We start from the raw sequence: 26263 nt of genomic DNA, 5'->3' as shown, positions 1-26263 counted from the left end.
CCTGGCAGGGCCGTGCGCGGGTTACCGAACTGTTTCGAGGACTCCATCATGAGCAAGCCCCTGCAGGGTGAAATCGCACTGGTCACCGGCGCAAGCCGCGGTATCGGTGCCGCCATCGCCGATCTGCTGGCCGCCCAGGGCGCCACGGTGATCGGCACGGCCACCACCGATTCCGGCGCTGCCGCCATCGGCGAGCGTCTGGCGGCACAAGGTGGCCATGGCCGCGCGCTGAACGTCACCGACGCCGCTGCGCTGGACGCCGTGCTGGCCGACATCGCCAAGGAATTCGGCGCGATCAGCATCCTGGTCAACAACGCCGGCATCACCCGCGACAACCTGCTGATGCGCATGAAGGAAGAGGACTGGGCGTCGATCATCGACACCAACCTGACCAGCGTGTTCCGCACCAGCAAGGCCGTCATGCGCGGCATGATGAAGGCCCGCAAGGGCCGCATCATCAACATCGCCTCGGTGGTGGGTGTGACCGGCAATGCCGGCCAGGCCAACTACGCCGCGGCGAAGGCCGGCATCATCGGCTTCTCCAAGTCGCTGGCCAAGGAGATCGGCTCGCGCGGTGTGACCGTCAATGTCGTCGCGCCTGGCTTCATCGATACCGATATGACCAAGGCATTGCCGGACGAAGCGCGCGCTGCGCTGGTAGGCAACATCGCCCTGGAACGCCTGGGTTCGCCGGAGGATATCGCCCATGCGGTGGCCTTCCTGGCCAGCCCGGCGGCAAACTACATCACCGGAGAAACCCTCCATGTGAACGGCGGCATGTACATGCCGTAAGCACCGGGCGCACGGACCGCGCCGCAAGTGGTTGATCTGGATCGCATTTTGCAAGCATGCAAGGCGCTGCCGGTTTCCACTACACTATCCCACGGCCATCGCCACCGATGGCGTCTTTTTTGAACCACTACTCCATCTGGAGCGATACCCCATGAGCACCATCGAAGAACGCGTCAAGAAAATCGTCGTCGAACAGCTTGGCGTCAAGGAAGAAGAAGTCGTCACCACCGCATCGTTCGTCGATGACCTGGGTGCCGATTCGCTGGACACCGTTGAACTGGTGATGGCGCTGGAAGAAGAGTTCGAGTGCGAAATCCCGGACGAAGAAGCGGAGAAGATCACCACCGTCCAGGCGGCGATCGACTACGTCAAGGCACACATCAAGAACTGATGTACGGCCGCTGGTGCGCGGAGACGGCCTGCCCGTACCCGCGCACGGCACTCCATGGGGCCGCGCATGCGGCCCTGTGTGTTTGCATGGTTCCACAAACTGAGCACCACCCCGCGTCATACCCGCACCACCTTCGGGTCAGGAGAGAGCAATGAAGCGTCGCGTCGTCGTTACCGGCATGGGCATGGTTTCGCCACTGGGCAATGACCTGGCCAGCAGCTGGCAAGGTATCACCGAGGGCCGTTCGGGCATCGGCCCGCTGACCCACGTTGCAGACTCCTACCTGGACCGTTTCACCACCAAGATTGCAGGTGAGGTCAAGGATTTCGACATCACCGCCGACAACGAACTGTTCGGCAAGTACCGCGTGTCCGGCAAGGACGCGAAGAAGATGGATCCCTTCATCCACTACGGCCTCGGCGCATCGTTCATGGCGCTGGCCGATTCGGGTCTTGAGATCAACGAAGGCAATGCCGAGCGCATTGGCGCCATCGTCGGCGCCGGCATCGGCGGCCTGCTGGGCATTGAAGAACAGACCATCGACTTCCACGAAGGCAAGAAGATCTCGCCCTTCTACGTGCCGAAGACGATCATCAACATGCTGCCGGGCCAGCTGAGCATCATTGCCGGCCTGAAGGGCCCGTCGTTCTCGGCGGTGTCGGCGTGCGCCACGTCGAACCATTCCATCGGCACCGCGATGCGCATGATCCAGTACGGCGATGCCGACGTGATGGTCGCCGGTGGCGCCGAGCGTGGCTCTTCGCCGACCGCACTGGGCGGCTTCTGCGCGATGAAGGCCATGTCCACCCGCAACGATGCCCCGACCGAAGCGTCGCGCCCGTGGGACAAGGACCGCGATGGCTTCGTGCTGGGCGATGGCGCCGGCATCCTGATCCTGGAAGAGTACGAGCACGCCAAGGCACGCGGCGCGAAGATCTACTGCGAACTGGCCGGCTTCGGTGCCAGCTCTGATGCGTACCACATGACCGCCCCGGCAGAGAGCGGCGAAGGCGCCGCGCGCTGCATGGTCGCGGCCATGAAGGACGCGGGCGTCAACCCGGATCAGATCGGTTACCTCAACGCGCACGGCACCTCCACGCCGCTGGGCGACCTGGGCGAGACCATGGCGATGAAGACCGCCTTCGGCGACCACGCCTACAAGATGCTGGTCAGCTCCACCAAGTCGATGACCGGCCACCTGCTCGGCGCCGCCGGCGGCGTGGAAGCCATCTTCTCCGTGCTGGCCCTGCAGGACGGCGTGATCCCGCCGACCATCAACCTGCACCAGCCGGGCGAAGGCTGCGACCTGGACTACGTGCCCAACGAAGCGCGCCAGGCCAAGGTCGACGTGGTGATGTCGAACGGCTTCGGCTTCGGCGGCACCAACGGCACCCTGGTGTTCAAACGCGCCTGAGCGCGACCGCCCGGCTCCGGTAGAGCCGACTTCAGTCGGCTGCCGTAGCCCGCAGGGCGGCCGCCACCGCCCGGCCCTGGTAGAGCCGACTTCAGTCGGCTGCCGTAGCCTTCGGTGTGACAACTACCGCTTCGCTCGCCGAGCATGGCTCGGCGCTACCCTCAGGCTCAGGCTTCCGCGGCATGCCCGATCCGACTCCAGGCTCAGGCTTCCGCAGCATGCCCGATCCGACTCCAGGCTCCGGCTTCCGCAGCATGCCCGATTCGACTCCAGGCTCAGGCTTCCGCACCATGCCCGATCCGACCCCACGCTCAGGCTTCCGCGCCATGCCCGATCCGATCCTGATCCAGTCCCTGAGCACCCCCGTCGATCTGCTCGCCCTGCAGCAGGCCGACCCGGCGCGGTTCCCCTTGCTCATGGAATCCACGGCATCGGGCACCGCCCAAGGCCGCTGGGACCTGCTGCTGGTCGCCAGCGAGGAATACCTGCGTCTGGACGCCGACGGCGTCACCCGCGACCACCACGGCCGCGCGCGCGACGGCAGCTTCCTCGACGCCCTGGACGGCGCGTGGCACGCCGAGCGTCTCCCGTCGTCCACCGACCGCAGCCTGCCGTTCCGCGGTGGCTGGGCGCTGCTGCTGGACTACGAAGTGGCCAGCCAGATCGAAACCGTGCTGCCGCCGATGGCGCGTACCGACGGCCAGCCCACCGCGCTGGCCCTGCGCTGCCGCGCCGCGGTGCTGCACGACCACCAGCAAGGGCGAAGCCACCTGATCGCCGAAGCCGGCCAGGAAGCGGTGCTGGAGGCCCTGCGCGCGCAGCTGACGCAGCCGCAAGCCGAAGCAGGGGAGGGCTGGCAACCGCCCGTCAGCGTCGAAGAAGACGCGCCCATCCGTTTCACCGACGGCGTGCGGCGGATCATCGACTACCTGCGTGCCGGCGACGTGTTCCAGGTAAACCTGTCGCGGCGCTGGTGCGCACGCTTCGCCGAGCCGGTGAGCCCGCAGGCGCTGTACGCCCAATTGCGCCGCGCCAACCCCGCGCCGTTCGCCGGCCTGTTCACCGGCCACGGCCGCCACGTGGTCAGCTCATCGCCCGAACGGCTGGTATCGGTGCACGGTGGCCATGCCCAGACCCGCCCGATCGCCGGCACCCGTCCGCGCTTTGATGGCGACGACGATGCCGCCCGCATCCAGGAGCTCGTCGGCCACCCCAAAGAGCGCGCCGAACACGTGATGCTGATCGACCTGGAGCGCAACGACCTGGGCCGCATCTGCACCCCCGGCAGCGTGGTGGTGGACGAACTGATGACCGTGGAAAGCTATGCCCACGTGCACCACATCGTCAGCAACGTCAGCGGCCAGCTGCGTGCGGAGGTAACGCCCGGCCAGGTGATCGCGGCCACCTTCCCCGGCGGCACCATCACCGGCTGCCCCAAGGTCCGCTGCATGCAGATCATCAGCGAACTGGAGCAGGTGTCACGCGGTGCCTACACCGGCGCCTTCGGCTGGTTGAACCGCGACGGCGACCTGGACCTGAACATCCTGATCCGTACCGCCGAAGTGGACGGCCACGAGGTCAGCTTCCGCACCGGCGCCGGCATCGTCGTCGATTCGGAGCCCGACAAAGAACTCGACGAAACCCGGGCCAAGGCCCGCGGCCTGATGCGCGCCCTCGGCCAGACCGGCTGACCGCACCCAGTAACGACGGCCGCTTGACCCGGTAGTGACGGCCGCTGGCCGTCAGCCGTTGCCCCGGCGTCGCTCACGCCGCGCACGGCTCGGCCTGCACGTTCGCGGTATCCTGCTCTCCTGATTCAAATCCCGAGGTAATCCATGGCGGCAGCCAAGCGCGGGTGTCTGTTTGTCGTAGGTACGCTGATCATCCTGGGCGCCATCGCAGTTGGTGCCGGGGCCTGGTTCTACTACGAACAACGCCAATTCGCCGATACCCCGCTGACCCCCAGCGAGGAGAGCATGGTCATCGCCAGCGGCGATGGCTTCAACACCGTGCTCGGCAAGCTGCGCACCGCCGGCGTGGACGAAGGCCAGGACGCGCAGTGGCAACTGCTCGCGCGCCAGCTCGATGCTGCCGGCAAGCTGAAAGTGGGCGAGTACGCGCTTGACGCGTCGCTGACTCCGCGCGAGCTGTTGCTGCGCATGCGCCAAGGACGCGTGCTGCAGCACCGCCTGACGATCATCGAAGGCTGGAACATCCGCCAGGTGCGCGCCGCACTCAAGCGCGCTACGCCGCTGGTGCACACCACCGATGATCTCGACGACAGCGCGCTGATGCAGCGCCTCGGCTTCGGCGGCGAGCACCCGGAAGGCCGTTTCCTGCCGGAAACCTACGTCTACCAGCGCGGCGACACGGATCTGGACGTCCTCAAGCGTGCGCATGCCGCCATGGAGAAGGCCCTCACCGAGGCTTGGGAAAATCGCGCCGCCGACCTGCCGATCAATTCGCCGTACGAACTGCTCACCCTGGCCTCGATCATCGAGAAAGAAACGGCCCTGGCCAGCGAGCGTCCGCAGATCGCGGGGGTGTTCGCCCGTCGCCTGAAAATGGGCATGCGCCTGCAGACCGACCCCACGGTGATCTACGGCATCGGCCCGGCCTACGACGGCAACATCCGCCGCGTGCATCTGACCACCGACACGCCGTACAACACCTATACCCGCACCGGCCTGACGCCGACCCCGATCGCCATGCCCAGCCGTGATGCACTCAATGCGGCCGCGCAGCCGGCGCCCGGCAACACGCTGTACTTCGTCGCGGTGGGCGATGGCAGTGGCGCGCACATTTTTTCGGCCAGCTATGCAGAGCACAACGTGGCCGTAGCGCGTTACCTGCAGCAGTTGCGCCAGAACCGCAGCAAGGAGACCCCGGCGCAATGAGTTCCGCGCTACTGCGCCACCCGCGTTTCGTCAGCCTGGAAGGCGGCGAGGGCGCTGGCAAGACCACCGCCATCAATGCCATCCACGCCGCCCTGCGCGCGCGCGGACACGAGGTCGTGCTGACCCGCGAACCCGGCGGCACGCCTCTGGCCGAACGCATCCGCGCCATCGTGCTCAAGCCCGACGCCGACATCGCCGACGAACCGCTGAGTGCCGAGGCCGAGCTGCTGCTGGTGTTCGCTGCACGCGCACAGCACGTGCGCCAGATCATCCAGCCGGCCCTGCAGCGCGGCGCCTACGTGGTGACGGATCGTTTCACCGATTCCAGCTATGCCTACCAAGGCGGTGGCCGCGGGTTGGAGGCCGACTGGATCGCCGATCTGGAGCGCCGCGTGGTCGGCCTGCTGCCCGGGCTGACGCTGCTGCTCGACGTGGATGTGGATGTAGGCCGCGCACGCGCCAACAGCCGCGACATGTGGCCGGACCGCATCGAAAACGAGCAGGATGATTTCTTCCAGCGCGTACGTGAAGTCTTTCGCGACCGCGCCCGCCACGATGCACAGCGCTTCGCGCTGATCGATGCCAGCCAGCCGCAGGACCGCGTCGCTGCCGATGTGGTGGCGCGCGTTGAGCAGTGGCTGCAGGAACAGGAGCGCGCATGAGCACGACACCCCTCCACGGATTCTCACCGTGGCAGCAGCGCGCCTACGACCAGATGATTGCGGCACTGGATGCCGGGCGCTTGGGCCATGGCTTGCTGATCTGCGGACCGGCCGGGCTGGGGCAGCGTGCCGTGGTCGATGCGTTGGCGCTGCACGTGCTGAGCCAGGGCGGCGGCCCGCAGGCCGAGCGTACCCGGCAGCTGATTGCCGCCGGCACCCACCCGGACCTGCAGATCATCAGCTTCATTCCCAACAAAAGCGGCGACAAGCTGCGCACCGAGATCGTCATCGAACAGGTGCGCGAGATCGGCCAGAAGCTCTCGTTGACCCCGCAATATGGCGTCGCGCAGGTGGTCATCGTGGATCCCGCCGATGCGATCAACCGCGCGGCCTGCAATGCGCTTCTGAAGACCCTGGAAGAACCGCAGCCCGGCCGCTACCTGTGGCTGGTGAGCAGCGACCCGGCTCGGCTGCCACAGACCGTGCGTAGTCGCTGCCAGCGGCTGGAGTTCAAGCTGCCGCCGCGCGAAGAAGCGCTGGCCTGGCTGCAACAGCAGGGGCACCGTGAAATCGACGCCCTTGAAGCGCTGGACGCCGCGCGCGGCCACCCCGGGCTGGCCGATTCCTGGCTGCGCGAAGAGGGGCTGGAGCTGCGCCGCGAAGTCACCAAGGACCTGGAGCAGCTGGCTGCCGGCCGCACCGGAGCCGTAGCGCTGGCGCAGAAATGGACCGGCGATGACGATGCGGCGTTGCGTCTGCGCTTCGCGGCGGACCTCGCGCTGGCCCAGGCCAGCAGCGATGGCTTGACCGCGCCGGAGCGATTGCACAAGCTGGCAGCCTGGTTCGACGCTGCCAACCGGACCCGCGACCTGCTGCGCACCACCGTGCGCGCGGACTTGGCCGTGGTGGAACTGTTGCTGGCCTGGAACAAGGTCAACGAACGGCAGCACCCAAGGGGTAATCGATGAGTGCCACCAACGCCCGACAGGGCATCCTGTCCCTTGCCGTCAAGGACAAGGCCGCGCTGTACAGCGCCTACATGCCGTTCGTGAAGAATGGCGGCGTGTTCGTGCCTACGCCCAAGCGCTACTTCCTGGGTGATGAAGTGTTCCTGCTGCTGACCCTGCCCGATTCCAGCGAGCGCCTGCCGGTGGCTGGCAAGGTGATCTGGGTGACCCCGGCCGGAGCGCAGGGCAATCGCACGGCGGGCATCGGCGTGCAGCTGGCAGACGGCCAGGAAGGGGAGAGCGTGCGGCACAAGATCGAGACGCTGCTGGCGGGTCTGACCACGTCGGAAAAGCCGACGCACACGATGTGAAATCGGCGATGTGAAAAGTGTTGACGCTCTCGGAAAAGTTCCTATAATGAGCGGCTCAGCAGCATCGGGCGGTTAGCTCAGCGGTAGAGCATTGCCTTCACACGGCAAGGGTCACAAGTTCGAACCTTGTACCGCCCACCATGATTCAGTCGAAAAAGCCTCCGGAAACGGGGGCTTTTTTGTGTCTGTGGGGCTGGGGTCTGCAGATCACCCGGCACGGCATCCCAAGAGTTAGTTGTTTCGCAGAAAGGTCGGCTGAAGCGCCTGTCGTATTGAGCCCGTTAACCGATCCACGGACTGGCAGCACGTCTAATCACCGGAGATGCGTAACTTGGCTATCGATAAGGGCCTGTGCCTTGATCGACGCTGGCTTCTCTACATCCAGGCGCCTCAGCCAGGCGCTGTGACCGCTAACGAATGATATTGACCGTCGAACTTGTCTTCCGGTTAATCAGACTGACATTCTCGCCGGCCGCACTGCAGACGAGACAGGGTGACATGATTTGAGGATGCCCGCAGACTCTCCTGTGGCCGTGCATCTCAGCTCCTATGTCGGCAGGATGTCCCGCTAAAAAGCAAATTTCGCGTCATGGCACGCAGGCGCCGTCTCCAGTCGGGGCCGTCACGTTCGCCACCGATCTCACGCTGCTTGCTGGAACATCCGTGCCGGAATAAGATCAAATCGTCAAGGATTGGCGTCAGTACTATCCCTGACTGGGTGCTTGAAGGCCTGTCTCAAACAACTCGTCGCTCAAGGTAAACAGGGAGTCAGGGATGAATAATAGTTTGCATGATGCCGGTAAGGCGCCTGCCGCCAGGATCACCTCTTCGCGGCGTTTGGATCGAACCACTGACGAGATGGTAGGCATCTGTAGGGGCCTGCTTGCCGACGGACACGTGTCCCAGCAAGAGGCCGAATTTCTAAAAGGATGGATAGAACGGAACTCCGAGTTCATCGGTGAATATCCGTTTGATCGTCTTTACAGCCTGCTCGCTGACATTCTCAGCGATGGCTTCATAGACCTCGACGAGTCTGGCGACCTGCATGACACGCTTATCCGCTTCGTCGGCGGAGAAGTGTCGGACCCTGAGAACGGCGCTGCATCGGTTTCCACCTCACTCCCACTCTGTATTCCAGAGCCCACCATTTTCTATCCGGAGAAGACCTTCTTGGTGACGGGTACGTTCTCCTACGGGACGCGCCGAGAGGTGCATTCGGTAATTGAGGCGCAGGGAGGACGTGTCGCGAGTAATGTCTCACGAAAGATGAACTATCTGATTATTGGTGACTTGGGGTCCAGGGACTGGATCAACAGCAATGCTGGTCGCAAAATTCAAGCGACCATCGACCTTCGTAGTCAGGGGCTTCCCATATCGATTGTCGCCGAACGTCATTGGTCAGCAGGTCTGAGTTGATAAGCTGAAGCGCCCGCCGCAGGCGACAAGCCAAGCCCCCGCGAAAGTACCAGTGACCACTGCTGTGAGAATGCTGCAAGACTGAAGGCGATCTCATTGTAGTTATTAACGGATAGGCTCGGGCTGATTGTCTAGCGGCGCTGCGCAATCAAGTATCGATCCCATGCGTGCGACTTTTATACGGTTGCCGTCTTCGAAGCTTCGTCCCGGTCTTGCTCTCCACGGACGCCATTACCGCATCCGGCACGTCGATCACGACGTGCAGGCCGAGCTCAGTCAGCACGGTGAAGAGCTTCTCCCACTGAACGGTGCCGCCGCCACGTTCCACTTTGGCGAGGAAGTTCTCGCTGACGCCGATTCCTTCAGCGGCGTAATCCTGCCGCATGCCTTGCTGCTTGCGCGTGGCGCGCACCAAGGGTCCTAGATCCTCGGGTCGGTGCAGCCTTATCTTCATCGGGAATCCTTGCGATCGTGCGGATTTTCAGCTTCATCGACGTCGGCGGGTGATTTTCCCCACGATCGTAAGGATTTTCAGTCCAGCCCACGTGTGCCGGGTTGTTGGGTCTGCGGAAGCTTGCGTAGGTCGGGCCATGGATGTCGAGCCTCCTCAGCCTTGTTGCGTGTCGCATGCTCCTCGTGCCAATGAACACGCCCTCTCAGCGCCTTTGCGAGGAAAGGTCGAGTCCAGGGGAAATGCGTCGATTCGACCTGATGCGATGGGCACGAATCCGAAACACCCACTTCCCAACTTTCCTCATGGACGCAGGCACTTACCGCTGCGCACGATAGCCACGCTGTCGCCACGGGGTGGCAGCCGGGATTGCCATCCTGTCAGAAGAAATCAGTGAAGCTCTGTTCTGCCCTCGGGGCACGGCGGAGAATGCACTGCGCTGCCCTCCGGTTACATGGCGGGCGGTGCGGGGGATCCCTGATCCGCCGGTTTCTCGATTTCTTCTCCGGTATGGCAACCCGCATCGCCCGCCACCTTGCGCCCTCGCGCGGGTGGTCTCAACGCATGCGAGGTCCTATCGATGACAGCCGAACAGCCTTTGGGCAGCGCGCGCGTGGCGGCGCTGCTGGGCGAGCAGATCCACGACGTGCCGTCCTGTTTCATTGCAAAGCTGGAGCGTCGGCTGCAGGAGTTCGAGCGGCTGACGCCCGTGGTAGGTCATCTCAGCAGTCGAATGGTCGTGCCCGCTGCGCGGGCCGCCGTAACCCCGTGCTTCGAGGACCTGGAGCGGCACGGCAAGGTCGCCGTTCCCCTGCGCGTGATGCAGGCACTGGATGCAGCGCTGGAGATTCTCCATGCCGAACAGATAGCGCGGCGCGATGGCGATGACGGCACACTGTTGGGTGATCATCTGCTGGAGGGGTTGCTGATCGCCGGACGCGAGTTGATCAAGGCATCGGCAGGCACGCAGTTGTCCCTGCGATGACGGGTTCCTCACCGTCCAGTTCGAAAGCGGGCGCACGCGTGGCCTGATCCAGAGCGCGTCACCGACGCGCCGTAGATGCTGGTTGCGATGCCTTGGTGGCATGGAATCTGAGGGGTGTCGCTGGCTCGCGGGAAGCGGGACGGCCAGCGGCCGTCACTACCGAAAGCTGGGATGGCCAGCGGCCGTCATTACCGCAAGTTGAGGCGTAGCCGGAAGCCAAAACGCAGACGGGGCCGCATCCGTTGGGATGCGACCCCGTTACCTGCTTACTTGGGCAGCGCGTACGCCACCACGTAATTGCCGCGCGGGGTATGCATGAAGTGGTGTCCCGTTGCGGTGATCACCAGGTACTCCCGGCCGCCTTCTTCGTAGATCATCGGCATGGCTTGGCCGCCGGCGGGCAGCGGGGCCGACCACACGGTCTTGCCGGTGGTGATGTCGATGGCGCGGATCAGGTCATCAGTGGCTGCGGCGATGAACACCAAGCCGGATTTGGTCACCACCGAGCCACCGTTGTTCGGTGTACCGATGACGATCGGCAGGCCAGTCGGCAGACCGAACGGTCCGTTCTTGCGGGCGGTGCCCAACGGGCGGTCCCACACGGTGCGGCCGTCGCGGACGTCGATCGCGCGGATGCCGCCGTACGGGGGTTCCTTGCACAGCATGCCGGTGAACTTCATCTGCCAGCCAGCGTTGACGTCCACCGCAACCGGCAGCCCTTCCTGGGGATCGCCGTCGCCTTCGCCGTGTGCCTTGTAGCCCGGATCATTGATGATCTGCGGCGCCTTCCAGCCCTTCTTGTCAGCCTCTGCACGCGTCACCAGACGGGTGTAGTTCGGCATGTCGTTGTAGTTGGCGATGATCAGGCCACGGGCCGGATCCAGCGCGACGCCACCCCAATCCGATCCACCGTTGTAGCCGGGATAATTGATGATCGGCTTGTCCACGCTGGGCGGGGTGTACTGACCGCGATAATCCGCCTGGTGGTACTGGATACGGCACGCCAGCTGATCCAGCGGCGTCAGGCCCCAGGTTTTCTCCGGCGTCATGTCACCCTTGGCCAGGCTGTTGAACAGTGAGAACGGCTGCGTTTTCGAGCGCGCAGCCGGCTCGAACCCACCCTGCGGGACAGCGCGTTCTTCCACCGGGAACAGCGGCTTGCCGGTCTCGCGGTTGAGCACGTACACGTCACCGCTCTTGGTCGGGAAGATCACGGCCGGCACGCGCGTGCCATCGGCCTGCGGATAATCGAACAACGTAGGCGGTGAGCCCGGATCGTTGTCCCACACATCGTCGTGCGTGTTCTGGAAGGTCCAGCGCGGCTGGCCGGTTTCCACGTCCAGCGCAGTCAGCGACGGCGAATACTTCAGCTCTTCGGGTGTGCGCTCGGAGGAATAGTAATCACCCGACGCATTGGCCACCGGCAGGTAGACCAGGCCCAGCTTGTTGTCGCCGGTGAACGAGCTCCACACATCCGGCGAACCGCGCTTGTAGACGTCCGTGCCGGTACGCGGTGCCGTATCCATCGGCGTTGCAGCGTCCCACGCCCACTTCGGCTTACCGGTGCGCACGTCGTACGCCTTGGTTACGCCGGACGGGCCGTACGCGCGCTGGCCGTCGATGGTGGTGTGGCCAACGATCAACGTATCGCGCACCACGACGGGAGCGGAGGTGATGGCCACGTAGCCTTGGTAGACCTCGCCCATGCCTTCGGTCAGCTTCACTTCGCCATTGTTGCCGAAGGATGCGCAACGCTTGCCGTCACGTGCATCCAGTTCGATGATCCGTGCGTCCAGTGTGCCCACGATGATGCGGGCCGCGCACGCACCCCCGGTGGCGGCGACGTCGGTGGTGGGCGCGGCGGCGGGCTCTGCGAAATAAGCCAGCGAGCGGCAGGCCGGGGTATACGGCACGGCCTTGGAGGTTACGCCGGGGTCGAAGGTCCACTTGGTCTTGCCGGTGGCGGCGTCCAGTGCGGTCACCGTGTTGAGATAACCGCAGACGAACAGCGAATCGCCGATTTTCAGCGGCGTGTTCTGTACACCCCAGCGCGAATCTGTGGGTGTCTTGCCGACTTCCGCGGTCCAGGCAACGCTCAGATTCTTTACGTTTTCAGGGGTGATCTGACTGGCCAGCGAATAACGCATGGTGGCCTGGTTGCCGCCGTAGCTGGGCCAATCGGAGGAGGGCAGTGCACTGTCGGTGCCTTCGCCGGTACCGGCTTCGAACACGTTGCCAGCGATGGCGGGCACGTTGTCTGCTTCGGTTACGCCGTGCGGCACGAATGCCAGTCCAGTGGCCACCAGGAAACCCGCCACCAGCACGCCGGTCACTGCACCGGCCTTGCGGCGGCTGATGCGCGCATGCAGCGTGGGCAGCAGCAGTGAGAACGCAATGGCAAAGACCAGCACCAGCGCAAAGCGCGGCACCCACGCCCAGTAACGCGTACCGGCTTCCCAGATGGTCCACGCCAAGGTGATCAGGAACATGGTGCCAAACCACAGCGAGGCCGATGGTCGCCCGCGTGCCAAGGCGATCGCGCTGGCCAGGCTGAGTACGCCGGCGATGGCGTAATACCAGTTGCCGCCCAGTGATATCAGCCAGATACCGCCGCCGATCATGTACAGGCCGAACGCGCCCAGTAACAGTGACAGCAGCCACCTGCCTGCGCGAGTGATGGGTTTTTCCGAGGAGTTCATTTTAATTCCGAGGGAGGTGGACGTCCCTGTGACCCATCCGGACCGTCTTGCGGCGCGTGGTGGAGGGAACCGATGGCCAGGTAACTGCGCGGTTTGCACAGAGGCATGGCGCCAGATGCCATGCCCTCTCCGCATGACCGTGCAAGGCTATGCCTGCCGGAGTGAAGAGGGCATGGAATTTGGGCCCTGTTTCGTGCGATTGTTTTGCAGCATCGGGCGGCTTGCAGGGACGCGGGTTGTTGGCGAAACAACAGGTCGTGTCGAAGCCGCTATGGGCTATTTCTTTTGAATAAGCGGAGCGACGACAATGGACAGAACCGACACAGGGAAATCGAACGCTTCGGATTACTACGCATTCCGAATCAAAAAGCGCGACGCTCGCTACATCGCGGCGATTGTGATTTTCTGGTTTATCTGGAGCGAGGCCGGGGAGTTGTCCGCCCTGTTTCAGCGGCTTGGTGGGTCGGTAATCTAAGCCTCTCTTCGGACCCCTATTCAGCTTCCATCAAAAATATGAATGCGTTCAGCTGATACGCTTCCGGCTTGGCTTAGGCCGCTCAGAAGCGCAAGGAGTTTCATGTCCTTGGAAGCTGTGGTGTACACAAGCCGGGTCAGCAAGCGTATCGACCCCCATGAGCTTCAGGCGCTGGTATCCGATGCCGAAGCATTCAACAGCGGTGCCGATGTCAGCAGCGTGTTGCTGTTCGACGGTGGGCGCTTCCTGCAGTATCTCGAAGGCCCTGCCAGGGGCCTCACCGATGCGTATGGACGCGTGCGGCAAGCCAGCCGCCATACGAACATCATCGAAGTCGCCAAAGGGGTGGCCGGAAAGCGGTTGTTCCGCCACTGGCCGATCAAACGGTTCGATGTGGACAGCATGGTGCTGGGGTCCATCGCACGTGCTGACTGGTCCGGCTTCCTGCAGGGGCACCATCGTCCCGGTGCGGTGGATCACCTGCTCGATGTGGTGAGTCGCCGGCTGGATCCTGCATAAGGGTTATCCACCCTCATCAGCCTGCACGACATTGACCCGACTCCATGGGCGTGCGATAGAAACGCATGACGTGGGTTACCAACGGAGTTTGGAATGAGTGCAGGGACGATGGCCCTCAGAGGGTATGGGTTGCTGGGGACGCTAGCCGTGGCCGTCGCGATATGGGGCGTGTTTTTCAAGCGCGAGGCGGCAGCTGAGAGAATCGGTACGACACATGCGATGTCGGCCAGTGAAGCTTCATCGGGCGTGTCAGCGGATGCTGGGCGTGTGCAGACCCCCGGCGCCTCAACGCTACCGCTGGCAGGTGAGACGCAGCCGGGCCTGCACGGTTGGGTCCAGGGCCATCCGTGGGATCCGGCGCGGCCCGGAATTGCGATCAGTGAGGCGGACGCAGCGTGGCTGGACAGCCACGGTCTTCCGGGCGTGGATGTGGAGATGCGCCTGCGTGGCCTGCCGCTGCCGACGCTGCAGGATCTGGCCAACAACGGAAATGAGCCTGCCAAGGCAATCTATGCGTACCGCATCGCGCGGCAGGGCGCACCACGCGCTCAGGTACTTGAACTGCTTGAGAGCAGTGCCATGGCGGGTTCCGTCTATGCATTGAAGACCGCAGGCGATATCCACATGCTGGTGGAGGGGTATCAAGATCCCGCGATGGCAAACGCGTACTACATGTTGCAGGCACGGGCGGGCGATCAGGCGGGCTTCGCACAGAGCACCCTCATCGACTATCACCTGGCCCCCGAACAACGTTTTCGCGCGCGCGTGCTCGAGCAGGGGCTGTGGGATCGCCTCGCGCTCTCCGAGCACGCCGATTCTCCGGTCAGGCCAGGCTATGACGAGTTTGTCGAAACTGTCTTCGCGTCACCGGGCGAACGCCCTTGATGCAGCGCACCGTGCATTCCGCCTAGATCGATCTAATACTGGAGCCATCAATCCGGTTTGGGGAGGGCAGGGCATGGCGCTGGGCAGGAAACTGATCGCTGTGGCAATGGCAGCAACCCTATCGTTCGGCGCGCTCGCAGCGCCTGCGGGTCAAGACAGCACGAACGCGATGTCTGGCAATCCCATCCTGCCCGGCTGGTACGCCGATCCAGAAGCCGCAGTGTTCGACAATACCTATTGGATCTATCCCACCACCTCGCGCCCCTACGCGGAACAGGTGTTCTTCGATGCGTTTTCCTCGCCGGACCTGGTGACCTGGACCAAGCATTCCGCCGTATTGAAGATTGAAGCCATCAGCTGGGCCAAAGAGGCGCTGTGGGCACCGTCGGTGGTGGAAAAGGACGGCAAGTACTACTTCTTCTTTTCCGCCAATGACATCAAGAACGATGACGAAGTCGGCGGCATCGGGGTCGCCGTGGCGGACAAGCCGGAAGGCCCGTTTCGCGACCATCTGGGCAAGCCGCTGATCGGTACTTTCCATAACGGCGCACAACCGATCGACCAGTTCGTCTTCAAGGATGACGATGGCACGTGGTACCTGATTTACGGCGGCTGGAAACACGCCAACATCGTGCGCTTGAAGGACGATCTCAGCGGTCTGCAGCCGTTGCCGGATGGGACGCTGTACAAGGAAATAACCCCCGCGCCGGAATACGTGGAGGGCTCGCTGATGTTCAAGCGAGATGGACGCTATTACTACATGTGGTCCGAAGGCGGATGGGGGGAGCCGGACTATGCGGTGGCCTACGCCATCGCCGATACACCCACCGGTCCGTTCAAGCGTATCGGCACGATACTGCAGCAGGATCCGGCCATCGCCACCAGCGCCGGCCACCACTCGGTGATCCATGCGCCGGGCAGCGAAGACTGGTACATCGTCTACCACCGTCGCCCATTGGGTGAGACCAGCCGCCACCACCGCGCGACGGCAATCGAGCGCATGTCGTTCGACGCGCAGGGGCACATCCTGCCGGTGAAGATCACGCACGAAGGGGTCAAGGCACATCCGCTGAAGTGACAGGATGGACAGGGCGCTGGCGTGGGCGGTCGAGCGCACAGGGTGAGCGGCGTGGCGGGCGTGGCGCGTTCAGTCCACTATGCCGATCGACCCTTCTGCTTTCCCACCTGACCACAGGCAACCGCCACCATGGCCGATCCGTACAACAGCGCAGCGCGTCCTTCCACCGGCCACCTGCTGGATGATTCCATGGTCACCACCGCGCTGGAGCTGCCGGGCTTCCGCGTGGTGCGCAACCTCGGCGTGGTGCGCGGCATCACCGTGCGCTCGCGCTCCATCGTCGGCAACTTCCTGGGGGGCATCCAGACCCTGTTCGGCGGCAACATCACCATCTATACCGAACTGTGCGAGCAGGCCCGCGAAGAAACGTATCGGGACATGGTCAAGCACGCGCGCGTTCTGGGCGGTAATGCGGTTATCGCCATGCGCTACGACGCCACCGACATCATGACCGGGCTGACCGAGGTGCTGTGCTATGGCACGGCCGTGGTGGTGGAGCCCAGTCGCTGACAGGCCATGCGGGCCTCTGGACCGCGGCTGGAGGTGCGGGCGGCTTGGGCACCGATCAGGCAGGGTCGGTTGTTCTAGATAACGCCGGTCGTGATGTTTCCTTCAGGGCAGGCGCTGCCGCCGTAACCAGCGCGCCGCCTCTACTTCCGCGTCATCCATCAGCGGCAAGGAATCAACGCGCTCGTCGGGCTCGATCGGTCCGCCATGGGCCTGCCCGGTTCGGTCTACGAACGTTGTCGTGGTCAGCTGCAATACCGTCCCATCCTGCAGCGTAAAGCCCGCGTTGCCGGTTGAAAGACCATGGGTGGGCGTACCGAAGCTGCGCGTGCGGGGCCGGCCGCGGAACGCAAGCACCACCGCTTCGCCCGAACTGGTGGTGTGATGGGAGCTGAGCACCGCGACAGGTAGCCGGCCAAGATCGCTTACCTGTGCAGCATGCTCGGTCATGCGGTTGCGCCACGCGGTACGGCTGCCATCCCGCCGCTGGAACCAGCCCAGCGTCTGGCCCCGCAGCAAGGGCTCCAACCCGTCCAACATCGGCCACATGTTGCCGCCCCGGTTCTCCCGAAGATCGACGACCCACGCGTGTACCCCTGCGCGGGTTCCAGCCTGCAACGCATCGGTTATCGACGCGGTGTAGCGCGCTCGAAGCGCACGGTCGCTACCGAGGAAGCCCGGTACCTGGATGGAGCCGATGCCACTATCGAGCAGTTTCCACGTCGCGGGCTTGAACACCGCGTGTTCTTGCTGCGGCAGCGCCGCTAGACGATCGGGGTCCAGCAGAACGCTGTGCCGGTCGCCCAACGCTCTCAGCACTTGGCGAATGGCGCGCTGTGCCTCACCGGACGTCGCATCCTCACGGGGCTGCCACTGTGTGCGGAAGTCATCGGGGAGTTTCGCGGCGTTGAGTGCATTGTCGGCGATGACGTCCATCGCCTCGCGGTACAGCGCAATGCCCGGCGCAACGGGGGTAGTCGAAGGATGCACGGTGACGCCCTGCAGTGCATACGCGCCGCCGCCGCGCACCGAGGTAACGACCTCCACGCGCGTCGTACGCGGCGAATGCTCAACGGCCAGCCTCAGGCCTTTCAGGTCGGCAGGCCCCTCGATCCGGCGACGAACTCGATCAAGTCGCCGCCAGCCGTCGTAGGACGCCAGTGATACCAACAGCGTCGTCGAATCGTCCACGCTGCCCGTATCCACGTCGAGCACGTACTGGCTGGCGTCGCCTGCCTCTGGGCGCAGTGCGTACGCGTAGCCGCAGATCTCTCCTGGTTCGGACACAACGCGTATCACCGCGCCGCGTGCGGATTCCGGGCTGCCGGCGAAGCTCTGAGTGCACGGCGCACCGACGTTGGCTATGCCCGTGCGCCACGGCTTCGGTACCGTCCATGCGATCCAGACAGCGACGCAGAGCACGAGCAGTGTGGCTACCGCAACGGCCAACATCATTACCCTTCGCAGCAGGCTGCGGCGTTGCCCATTGGAGTGCTTGTGCGCGCGCATGCTGCAACCCATTCCGTCCTTGGCAGAGCGCTCAGTCTACTGCCGTCGCGGCTCCTCTTGCTGCAGCTCCGGCGAGTGGAGGATGCGATGAAAGCCGTGCCGGGCGTCCATGTCAGCGCGGCTGCCAGCGCACCGGATGCGGCTGAGGCCTGCGTTGCTACACTTCCGCGTTGTCAGTGATTTCAGGAAAGCAGTGCAGATGGATGTAGTGCGACATTTTCTCAGCACCGCGATGATGGTGGTGCTGGCGGTTGTTGGTGTAACGCCGGCATTGGCAGCGCAGCACAGCCTCGAAGGGCCGGCGGTGTACTACGTCAGCCATACGATCAGCAGTGAGGCCGCCGAGGATGGTGAGGTCTCCAACATCGGCTATTACCGCGCAGACCTGCATGCTTCACGTCGCGGATCTGCGCAGCTGGAGCTGGCTCCCCTCTGGACGCGGCAGGTCGACGCGTCGGGCGTGACGCGTTATCTGTTGGATCTGCAACCAGGCACGGACGACGAAGTTCTCGATGTACTGACCGACGGGTTTGCTGCGCCGCTGACTAAAGAGGGTGAGCCGGGGCCGCTGCGTGCAATGGACCAGCACGCTTGGTCGGTGCTGACGAAGACATCGCCCAACGAGGCTGGCGCGCTGCTGGCAATGTATCAGGCACCCGGCCTGCGCCCGGTGCCGCTGCCTGCACTGGTGGCCGTCGGTGACCGCATCAGCGGCTGGCAACGTATCGAGCCCTACGGCAACCTGAAGACCACGCTGCGCGTCATCGAGGTGACGGACACGGCGGTGTTGATGGGCATGACACTCGACGGCGCGGGCGCGTACGGCGACGGGCGAATGGTGGTACAGCGCGTTGATGGCATGCCGATCGAGCTGCGCATGGAAGTAAACCTTCCGGGCAGCAAGCGAACGCCGGCGACCCGTCATCGTGTCCATCTGGCCGACATGCGCCATGACCTGATGCTGCAGATGGCGGACGAGGTGGAGAGCTACGTCAGCTATGTCGAACAGATCAATCAGCAGCTTGCCAGGCCGCCCTTCAGCGCGCCGTCCCCGGCGTCGTCTGCGTATACCCACCATCCTGCGCCATTGGGTGCGCTGGAGGGCTATATGGTCGGTGCGGAGGTACTTCCCGCACTGGCGCCGCACATGGGGTCGCTGTGGATCCCTGCAGAGACCGGCAGTGGACGGTGGTTGGCCATCGGTGCGCGCATGCCCGCCACCGCCCCTGCAGGCGCGCGTCGAAGCGAGCACGAGCCCATGCTGATGTCGCGGCTGCATACCGTTGAGATGTTGGACGCACAGGCGGCACCGATCATCGGCCTTGAAGCCCAGCTTGTTACGCCGACCTTGTTCTTGTCAGAGAGGTACTCGGCCGCTCAGAACGAGCTGAGCTTCCCGTTCCACCTGCCGCTCGGTGCTCCGCGCGCGCTGTTGGGGCAGGTGGAAGCCGTACGCATGTCGGTGGATGCCGAGGTCTACGCCTTCGATACGTCGGAGACCCTTGAGGCAGGCGCGATTGCTACGCGCAATCCCGATGCAACGCTGCTGAGTCCCTCTGCCCACCGTGTGACGCTGGTGCAGGGACGGCAGACCTGGAAACAGAAAACGGGTCTGTACACGGTGGTCGTGCCACTCGATGCGGACGGCAACGTGATGCCATCCGAACAGATATCGGTCGCTCCGCTGAAAGCCGCGCAGCCCACTCGGCTCGCCGAGCTGCCCTTGGCCTGGGAGAACAGCACGTTGCCCATCCGTACTGAAATCGCGACGCCCCGGCCGATTGCCCGACTGCAGGTGCGGCACTACCGGTGGACGTCGATCCCCGTCCAGTGGACTTTCCCGATCTATCCCTGATGGCTGGGATGGACGTGCGTTCCGTGGCGTGGTGCCTGCTGGCGGCCTGAGCGGCCGTCAGCGGGCTGACACGCTGTGCCGTACTGTCGCGTCACTCTGCGCCTTTTTGCGAGAGACTCACCCGGCCATCCTGCTCGATGAATCGAAGTTCCGGCTTCCCTTGGTACGTCGTCAGCATGGCGGCGGAGTCGTTCTGATGAATGACAAACAAGGATGCACCCGCATTCTCGTTCGCCACTACCTTGAAGACTTCTTTGCCGTTCCCTGCGCCGTCCAGCGTCAGCACTGCCTCGTCGCCGAGGTCAACGGTGAGGTAGCCTCCGCGCTCATTCCCGTCCGGGCCGTTCAGCAGGATGCCGGATGCAGGCGCCACACGCTCTTCTCTTTTGCCCAGGATCATGGGGCCGTTTACAGGCGCACCTATCTCCACGCGCGATACGCCTGATGCGTCCCTGACGATCAAGCCTCGGGCTTCTATGACGCGAGCCGGGTCGTTTGCCTGATCCGCCCGATGCAGAGCGAACAACGAGATGCCCACGGCGGTCAGCGAGATTGCACTATTGAGCAAGAGTCCTTTCACAGCCTTCTCCATTAGTCATGGCGTGGTCGGTCATGATCTGCGATGAGTACTGCGTGCAGCAACGCCTGCGTGCTACAGCGTCGTGGACATCATCGTCAGCGCTCGAACCACGCCGGGAACATCACCGGCCTTGCGTCCGCATGTCGCCTTGTCGGTGCAATGTGCCTGGACTAGGATCGTGGTTCAAGGTGAACATGGATGTTGACTATGCGTGGCACAGCGGTTCTTCTCGCCATGGCGCTCTTCAGCTCGGATGCGCAGGCAGCGACGATCTGGGAAGGTACCAGTACTTATTCGATCACCACGGGATCGGGGGACGTTCTCGGCACGAGTGGCGCAGCGGTCGCCCTGTCCGCCGAATCAACGGGTGAGCATTCCTTCGTCGGCGCGGTTGCCTCGTTGGACGCTGGTCCTTTTCGCGGAAGGGAAATTCGCTTGGCCGGCAATCTCACGGTTACTCAAGGGAGGGGTCAAGCCGCGATCTGGATTCGTGCAGATGGTCCCGATGGACGGTTGGGTTTCGCCAACTCGGGGCGTGAACCCGTTCGCGCCCATGAGGGGCCACTCGCGCGCGAGGTGCTGCTCTATGTGCCGGTCGGCACGACCCGCCTCAAGTTCGGCGTGACATTGAACAGCGTCGGGCACGTGGAAGTGGAGAATCTCAGGTTGACGCAGGAGGCAGTGAGTTCGGCCGGGATTACCGCTAATGACATGCTGGCGTACGCGCTTCCCATCATTCGCGCCGAGGCACTGAACGCGGGTAACGTCGATAGGTCTGCCAAAGAGACTGTCCAGCTGTCGCCGGAGCTGAAGGATCTTCCTGCGCAGGAGGCGTATAGCAGGCTGCGCAAGGTGCTGGATGCCTTGGCAGATCGCCACAGCCTGCTTCAGATGCCACGGGAGGCCCTCGCTTACCGCCAGAGCGCGGTTGCGAGCAGGCCCATCGAGTCCAGGTTGATGCAGGATATCGGCTACGTGCTGGTGCCCGGCCTGCGTGGAAACAATGCGGGCGCCGGTGCCACATTTACCGCAGAGCTCTGCGAGCGGATCACCACACTCGCGCCAGCCTCATCAAAGGGCTGGATCCTCGATCTTCGTCAGGACACGGGCGGCAACATGTGGCCCATGCTCAACGGGCTGCATTCCTTGCTGGGGTCCCACGATGCGGGAGCATTCCGCAATCGGGACGGTGCCGTGACACGCTGGCGCTCGCGGCCCACGCCTGGATGCAGTGTGGACCTCTCCCGTAGTCCCGTGGCCGTGCTGGTGGGGCCTAAGACGGCGAGCTCCGGGGAGGCCATCGCCGTGGCGTTCAGGGCACGTCCCGGAACCCGGTTCTTTGGGCAGACCACAGCAGGGCTCGCGACGTCCAATCGTGGCTTCCCGCTTCCAGATGGCGGCATGCTTCGGTTGACCGTCGGGGCAATGCTCGACCGTGATGGTGAAGCCTACCCCCAAGGCATCGAGCCTGAGCATCTGGTGCCCCGTGATCAGGACGCCGTTGAAGTTGCCGCAGCGTGGCTGCGCTCGATGCGCTGAACGCGTGGCGTATCTCAGCCGCAGCGTTCGGCGCGCTGATCGCTGTGACGTAGGCGCCAGCAGGATGCCAGCATCGTTTCTTCCGAATCCGCAGCGGGGGGACGATGCGCTCGCCGGGTCAGGCCGTCAGCCAGACCCGGATCAACGACACCAGCTTGTCCACGTCCAGCGGCTTGGCTACGTAGTCGTTCGCACCGGCCTGGATGCATTGCTGCTGGTCGTCGGGCATCGCCTTGGCGGTCAGGGCGATGATCGGCAATGTGTCGAAGCGCCCGTCCTGGCGTATCTCACGGCTCGCGGTCAGGCCATCCTTGACCGGCATCATGATGTCCATCAGCACCAGTTCAATGGGCGCAGGACCGGTGACGGCAGCGGTCAGGACATCGATGGCCTCCTGGCCGTTGCGCGCGATGGTGACCTTGCAACCGTGAGGCTCAAGCACGTTCATCAGTGCATAGATGTTGCGGACGTCGTCCTCCACGATCAACACGCGGCGTCCTTCCAATGCAGTGTCCCGGTGCTGCGCGGTGCGGAGCATGCCCTGTTTGGATTCCGGCAACTCGCTGACCACCTGGTGCAGGAACAGCGTCACCTCATCGAGCAGACGTTCGGGTGAGCGCGCGCCCTTGATGATGATGGAGCGGGAGTAGCGGCCCAGTCGCACCTCTTCGGCGGTCGACAACACCCTGCCGGTATAGACGATGATCGGGGGCAGGGCCTCTGCGCTCTGCGCGCTGAGCATCTCCAGCAACTCGAATCCCGACGCATCGGAGAGTGTCAGGTCCAGCACCATGCAGTCGAAGGAATGTTCGCCCAGCGCCTGGAGGCACTCCGCCGCCGAACGCGCACCGATCGTTTGCACATCCGCCAAGGCCAGCAGCTCGCGCACGGCATCCAGCTGGACGGCGTCATCTTCAACCACCAGTACCAGGCGCGGACGCAGTGAAAGGCGGCGCTCCAGAGACAGGAGCACATCGGCGAGCTCATCGCGGGTGGCAGGCTTGCCCAGGAAGCCCACCGCGCCCAGCGACAGCGCCTTGCGCGAATGATCCAGCGCGGACACCACGTGGATGGGGATATGCCTCGTATGCATATCGCGCTTGAGCACGTCCAGCACGGACAGACCCGATTGGTCGGGCAGGCCGACGTCCAGCACGATGGCATGCGGCGGCTCTGCGCGCGCAGCCGCCAACGCTTCGCCTGCCGTCTGCGCCACGCGCGCGCGGAAGCCCATCTCGGTCGCCAGGTCGCTGACGATCTGCCCGAAGGCGATGTCGTCCTCGACGATCAGGATCAAGCCGCGCTCAGTGCTGTCGGCTCTGTGACCTCCGCCGCTGGTCGGACGCGGCTCCGGCGTCGCCGCCGGGGTGTTGGCAACGTACGTGGCGCGAGCGGATGCTGCGGCCGTGACCGCTACGGAGACAGCAGGGCGCGCTGCGGTCGCCAACCGGGTGGCAACGACCAGCCGGAAGCAGCTGCCCTTGCCCGGCTCGCTCTCCACGGTGATGTCGCCGCCCAGCAGACGTGCAAGCTCCTGCGAAATGGAAAGCCCCAGGCCCGTTCCGCCGTAGCGACGGCTGATCGATCCATCAGCCTGCTGGAACGCCTCGAAGATGCGCGTCTGCTGCTCGGGTGCGATGCCGATGCCGGTGTCGGTCACAGAGAACACGATGTGGCCATCGCCGCTGGCCGAAGCGGAGACTGTCACGCCGCCCTGTTCGGTGAACTTCAAGGCATTGGACAGCAGGTTCTTGAGGATCTGCTCGATGCGCTGGCGATCGGATTCGATCACCGGTGGGCAGTCGGCTGTCATCAGTACGTCCAACGTCAGGCCCTTCTCACTGGCCACAGGGCCGAGCAGGGCTGCGATGCCGGACAGCAGCTTCTCTACGCCGAAGCGCTCGGCATGCACCTCGATGTGCCCGGCCTCGATCTTGGACAGATCGAGAATTTCGTTGATGAGGACGAGCAGGTCCGTGCCGGAGGAGTGGATGGTCCGCGCGAACTTCACCTGCTCTGCGGTGAGGTTGCCATCGCGGTTATCTCCCAGCAGCTTGGACAGAATGAGCGCGGAGTTGAGTGGCGTGCGCAGCTCGTGCGACATGTTGGCCAGGAACTCCGACTTGTACTGGCTGGCACGCTGCACCTTGTGCGACTCGGCCAGGATGGCGGCGTTGGCGCGCGCGAGTTTGTCGCGCTCTTCCTCGAGTTGTTGTGACTGGTCGAAGAGCTGGCTGTTGGTCTGCTCCAGCTCGGCCTGCTGTTCCTCCAGCTCGTGCTGGCTGCCGCGCAGGGCACGGCTCTGCTCCTCGAGTTCCTCGTTGGAAACTTTCAGCTCCTCGCTCTGCACCTGCAGCGCTTCGGTCTGCCGCTGCGTCTGCGCCAACAGCTCGGAAAGCCTTGCCCGGTAGGCCGCTGACCGCAAGGCGACCGCCATGTCGGCGGAGGCCAGTTCAAGCAGTTCGACGACCTCTGCCGGTACCGCACTGAAGAAGCCCAGCTCGATGACCCCGCTCACCTCGCCTTCGTGGATGCTCGGAGCGATGACCAGGTGGCGCGGCTGCGCCTGCCCAAGACCCGAGCCCACCGTGAAGTAGCCCGGCGGCACATCCGAGACCACCAGGACGCGCTTCTCATCCACCGCACGACCGAGCAGGCTGCCGCGGTCACGCTGCACGTTGGCGCCGTCGGGGGAGGACGCGGCGCCCACCGCGCCGATCTGGCGGAAGCCCGTGGTTGCCGGTTCGAACAGCATGCCGGCCTCTGCGCCGGTGAAGCGCGTCAGGAAGCCGAGGCTGGCGCGTGCCAGTGCGACGCTGTCCAGGTCGCCACCGGTGGCGGTGGCCAGCTCCAGCCGGCCCCGCTGCAGCCAGGCATCGCGCTCGCGTGCCCGCGTATGGCGGCGGAGCAGGAAGGCGATGAAGATCGTCAGCACAATGCCCAGCACGGCGCTTGCCGCACCCGAGCTCAGCGCTGCGCTGTAGGCAGATTCCATCTCTTCCAATCGCCGGGCGCGCTTGTCCAGTTCGACTGCGCCCATGGCGGCCAAGCGCGCACGGATGTCATCCATGGCCGCCTTGCCGCGGTTGGAGCCGACCACGGCGAGCGTGGGCTCCAGCCCCTGCGTGCGACGCACTTCGATCGTCTCGTGCAGTTCGTCCAGCTTGTCCTGCACCCTGCGGGCCAACAACTTGAGCCGGTCCCGTTGCGCCGGGTCATCGGCCAAGGCTTCCTTTACCGCCTCCAATCGCGTGCTGGCCACACCCAATGCGGCCCGGTAAGGCTCGAGGTAGTTGTCATCGCCGGTGAGCAGATAGCCGCGTTGGCCGGTTTCGGCATCCTGCACCGATGAGAGGACATCCGCCAAAGCGGTCATCGTCTCCTGGGAGCGGATCACCAGCGCGCTGCCCTCGCGGATGGTGTGGATGTTCTTGACCGCCAGGAACCCGCTGGCGAGGAAGAACACCATGACCGCCAACAGCGGCCACAGCGTGCGGGAGGCAGTTCCGGTCTGGATGGCTGCACGGGGTTTGGGCGAGGAGGGCATGGCGTGGCAAGGGGCGGCGGATGCAACCGTTCAGATTAGCACGGTGGGGTGGGTGACCGGTGGCTGGGTTGGGGCGGGGTTGTCGAGCTGGGTTTGCGGTGCGGTTGGTTGCCGGGTGATGGTGGGGGATCGACGGCATGGTTCGATCAGGCATGTGGGACTGATCAGACAAACATCTGCTCTCGGACAGAGACGGCGATCAACGGAATTGGATTGGCGGGCGTGATCAAGCGAGAGGGGTGTGGAAGCGCTCAGGTCATCCTGATTGCGTGGTGTCTCGTTTAGTTGCCTGGTCACGCTGTTGAGCTTGGCTTGGGAGAAGCTCGACAGATCAACGCCTTTCGGGAAGTACTGACACAGCAGCCCGTTCGTGTTTTCGTTCGAGCCGCGCTGCCAAGGATGCTACGGGTCGCAGAAGTAGACCTGGATGTCCGTGGCGAGGCTGGTGCGGCCGTGGTCCGCCGTCTTCTGGGTGCGGTGGCGCGACCGGCGGATCGCGCGTGTCCGCCGCAAATGCGCCAGCAGCTCCTTTTCCGGGCACCGCGCGACTGGATGACGAGCGTGCGATAGATCGTCTCGTGTGAGACCTGGCAGCTCGGATCGTCCGGGTAAGTCCGCTTGAGCCAGCCAGCGATCTGTTCGGGCGACCACTGCTGCTGCAGCTTGCCCGCTACCCGTCTCGCCAGCGCGGGAAACGGGTTGCTACGCCCCCGCGCGGACGGCAACTTGCAGCGGCGATCACGT

Annotated in this window: 22 protein-coding genes, 1 tRNA gene and 1 pseudogene; 18 read left to right on the top strand and 6 right to left on the bottom strand. The window is 64.2% G+C overall.

What is annotated here, in order from left to right:
- Positions 1-48: 48 nt before the first annotated feature.
- From fabG to ICJ04_RS14040, 10 genes are all read left to right on the top strand, one after another.
- Positions 49-792 carry a 3-oxoacyl-ACP reductase FabG gene (gene fabG / locus ICJ04_RS14085; protein ID WP_188324840.1) on the top strand — a complete coding sequence of 248 codons (744 nt, stop codon included), beginning with the start codon at positions 49-51 and terminating at the stop codon, positions 790-792.
- Positions 793-943: 151 nt separating this feature from the next.
- Positions 944-1183: an acyl carrier protein gene (acpP, locus tag ICJ04_RS14080; RefSeq protein ID WP_188324839.1), complete on the top strand. Its 240-nt coding sequence runs from the start codon at positions 944-946 to the stop codon at positions 1181-1183.
- A gap of 151 nt (positions 1184-1334) precedes the next feature.
- Positions 1335-2597: a beta-ketoacyl-ACP synthase II gene (fabF, locus tag ICJ04_RS14075; protein WP_188324838.1), complete on the top strand. Its 1263-nt coding sequence runs from the start codon at positions 1335-1337 to the stop codon at positions 2595-2597.
- Positions 2598-2923: 326 nt separating this feature from the next.
- Positions 2924-4288, top strand: coding sequence for an aminodeoxychorismate synthase component I (locus ICJ04_RS14070; protein ID WP_188324837.1), 1365 nt, complete (start codon positions 2924-2926; stop codon positions 4286-4288).
- A 144-nt stretch (positions 4289-4432) separates the two neighbouring features.
- The gene (mltG, locus tag ICJ04_RS14065) at positions 4433-5494 is read left to right on the top strand and encodes an endolytic transglycosylase MltG (RefSeq protein ID WP_188324836.1); all 1062 of its coding nucleotides are present in this window, start codon (positions 4433-4435) and stop codon (positions 5492-5494) included.
- On the top strand, positions 5491-6156 hold the full coding sequence (tmk, locus tag ICJ04_RS14060) for a dTMP kinase (protein WP_188324835.1): 666 nt from the start codon (positions 5491-5493) through the stop codon (positions 6154-6156). The genes mltG and tmk overlap by 4 nt, the downstream gene beginning before the upstream one ends.
- Positions 6153-7124: a DNA polymerase III subunit delta' gene (locus ICJ04_RS14055; RefSeq protein WP_188324834.1), complete on the top strand. Its 972-nt coding sequence runs from the start codon at positions 6153-6155 to the stop codon at positions 7122-7124. Before tmk ends, ICJ04_RS14055 begins: the two co-directional genes overlap by 4 nt.
- Positions 7121-7474: a PilZ domain-containing protein gene (locus ICJ04_RS14050; RefSeq protein WP_188324833.1), complete on the top strand. Its 354-nt coding sequence runs from the start codon at positions 7121-7123 to the stop codon at positions 7472-7474. The genes ICJ04_RS14055 and ICJ04_RS14050 overlap by 4 nt, the downstream gene beginning before the upstream one ends.
- A gap of 66 nt (positions 7475-7540) precedes the next feature.
- Positions 7541-7615 (top strand) — tRNA-Val (locus ICJ04_RS14045).
- A gap of 633 nt (positions 7616-8248) precedes the next feature.
- Entirely contained in the window at positions 8249-8890 is a 642-nt protein-coding gene (locus ICJ04_RS14040) for a BRCT domain-containing protein (RefSeq protein ID WP_188324832.1), read from the top strand.
- A gap of 148 nt (positions 8891-9038) precedes the next feature.
- On the opposite strand, the gene ICJ04_RS14035 is transcribed toward ICJ04_RS14040, so the two are convergent.
- Complete coding sequence (locus tag ICJ04_RS14035) at positions 9039-9344, bottom strand: helix-turn-helix domain-containing protein (RefSeq protein WP_188324831.1); 306 nt, start codon at positions 9342-9344, stop codon at positions 9039-9041.
- A gap of 577 nt (positions 9345-9921) precedes the next feature.
- On the opposite strand from ICJ04_RS14035, the gene ICJ04_RS14030 reads away from it, so the two are divergent.
- A complete protein-coding gene (locus ICJ04_RS14030) occupies positions 9922-10326 on the top strand; it encodes a hypothetical protein (protein WP_188324830.1) in 405 nt (134 codons plus the stop codon).
- A 266-nt stretch (positions 10327-10592) separates the two neighbouring features.
- Here ICJ04_RS14030 and ICJ04_RS14025 read toward each other — a convergent pair whose 3' ends face one another.
- Positions 10593-13025, bottom strand: a complete 2433-nt coding sequence (locus ICJ04_RS14025) for a membrane-bound PQQ-dependent dehydrogenase, glucose/quinate/shikimate family (RefSeq protein ID WP_188324829.1) — start codon at positions 13023-13025, stop codon at positions 10593-10595.
- Between the two features lie 307 nt (positions 13026-13332).
- On the opposite strand from ICJ04_RS14025, the gene ICJ04_RS14020 reads away from it, so the two are divergent.
- The 5 genes from ICJ04_RS14020 to ICJ04_RS14000 all read left to right on the top strand — a co-directional run bounded on the left by ICJ04_RS14020 (position 13333) and on the right by ICJ04_RS14000 (position 16492).
- Complete coding sequence (locus ICJ04_RS14020) at positions 13333-13500, top strand: hypothetical protein (protein ID WP_188324828.1); 168 nt, start codon at positions 13333-13335, stop codon at positions 13498-13500.
- 102 nt (positions 13501-13602) lie between these two features.
- Positions 13603-14019: a BLUF domain-containing protein gene (locus ICJ04_RS14015; protein ID WP_188324827.1), complete on the top strand. Its 417-nt coding sequence runs from the start codon at positions 13603-13605 to the stop codon at positions 14017-14019.
- Positions 14020-14187: 168 nt separating this feature from the next.
- Entirely contained in the window at positions 14188-14904 is a 717-nt protein-coding gene (locus tag ICJ04_RS14010) for a hypothetical protein (protein ID WP_223202901.1), read from the top strand.
- Positions 14905-15073: 169 nt separating this feature from the next.
- Positions 15074-15982, top strand: a complete 909-nt coding sequence (locus ICJ04_RS14005) for a glycoside hydrolase family 43 protein (protein ID WP_223202900.1) — start codon at positions 15074-15076, stop codon at positions 15980-15982.
- Between the two features lie 129 nt (positions 15983-16111).
- Complete coding sequence (locus ICJ04_RS14000; protein WP_188324824.1) at positions 16112-16492, top strand: YbjQ family protein; 381 nt, start codon at positions 16112-16114, stop codon at positions 16490-16492.
- A gap of 102 nt (positions 16493-16594) precedes the next feature.
- Here ICJ04_RS14000 and ICJ04_RS13995 read toward each other — a convergent pair whose 3' ends face one another.
- A complete protein-coding gene (locus ICJ04_RS13995) occupies positions 16595-17998 on the bottom strand; it encodes a S41 family peptidase (RefSeq protein WP_188324823.1) in 1404 nt (467 codons plus the stop codon).
- 109 nt (positions 17999-18107) lie between these two features.
- Here ICJ04_RS13995 and ICJ04_RS13990 point away from each other — a divergent pair, with 109 nt between their 5' ends.
- Entirely contained in the window at positions 18108-19853 is a 1746-nt protein-coding gene (locus ICJ04_RS13990) for a hypothetical protein (protein WP_188324822.1), read from the top strand.
- 91 nt (positions 19854-19944) lie between these two features.
- Here the strand turns inward: ICJ04_RS13990 and ICJ04_RS13985 are convergent, their stop codons facing one another.
- On the bottom strand, positions 19945-20433 hold the full coding sequence (locus ICJ04_RS13985) for a hypothetical protein (protein ID WP_223202899.1): 489 nt from the start codon (positions 20431-20433) through the stop codon (positions 19945-19947).
- A 198-nt stretch (positions 20434-20631) separates the two neighbouring features.
- Here ICJ04_RS13985 and ICJ04_RS13980 point away from each other — a divergent pair, with 198 nt between their 5' ends.
- Positions 20632-21972, top strand: coding sequence for a S41 family peptidase (locus ICJ04_RS13980; RefSeq protein WP_188324820.1), 1341 nt, complete (start codon positions 20632-20634; stop codon positions 21970-21972).
- 118 nt (positions 21973-22090) lie between these two features.
- Here ICJ04_RS13980 and ICJ04_RS13975 read toward each other — a convergent pair whose 3' ends face one another.
- A complete protein-coding gene (locus ICJ04_RS13975) occupies positions 22091-25519 on the bottom strand; it encodes a response regulator (protein WP_188324819.1) in 3429 nt (1142 codons plus the stop codon).
- A 267-nt stretch (positions 25520-25786) separates the two neighbouring features.
- Positions 25787-26205, bottom strand: a pseudogene (locus ICJ04_RS13970) (IS30 family transposase); the annotation flags it as partial.
- Between the last annotated feature and the right edge of the window lie 58 nt (positions 26206-26263).

The sequence above is a fragment of the Stenotrophomonas sp. 169 genome (assembly GCF_014621775.1).
Classification (GTDB): Bacteria; Pseudomonadota; Gammaproteobacteria; order Xanthomonadales; family Xanthomonadaceae; genus Stenotrophomonas.
This window is presented reverse-complemented; position numbering and strand designations above follow the sequence as displayed.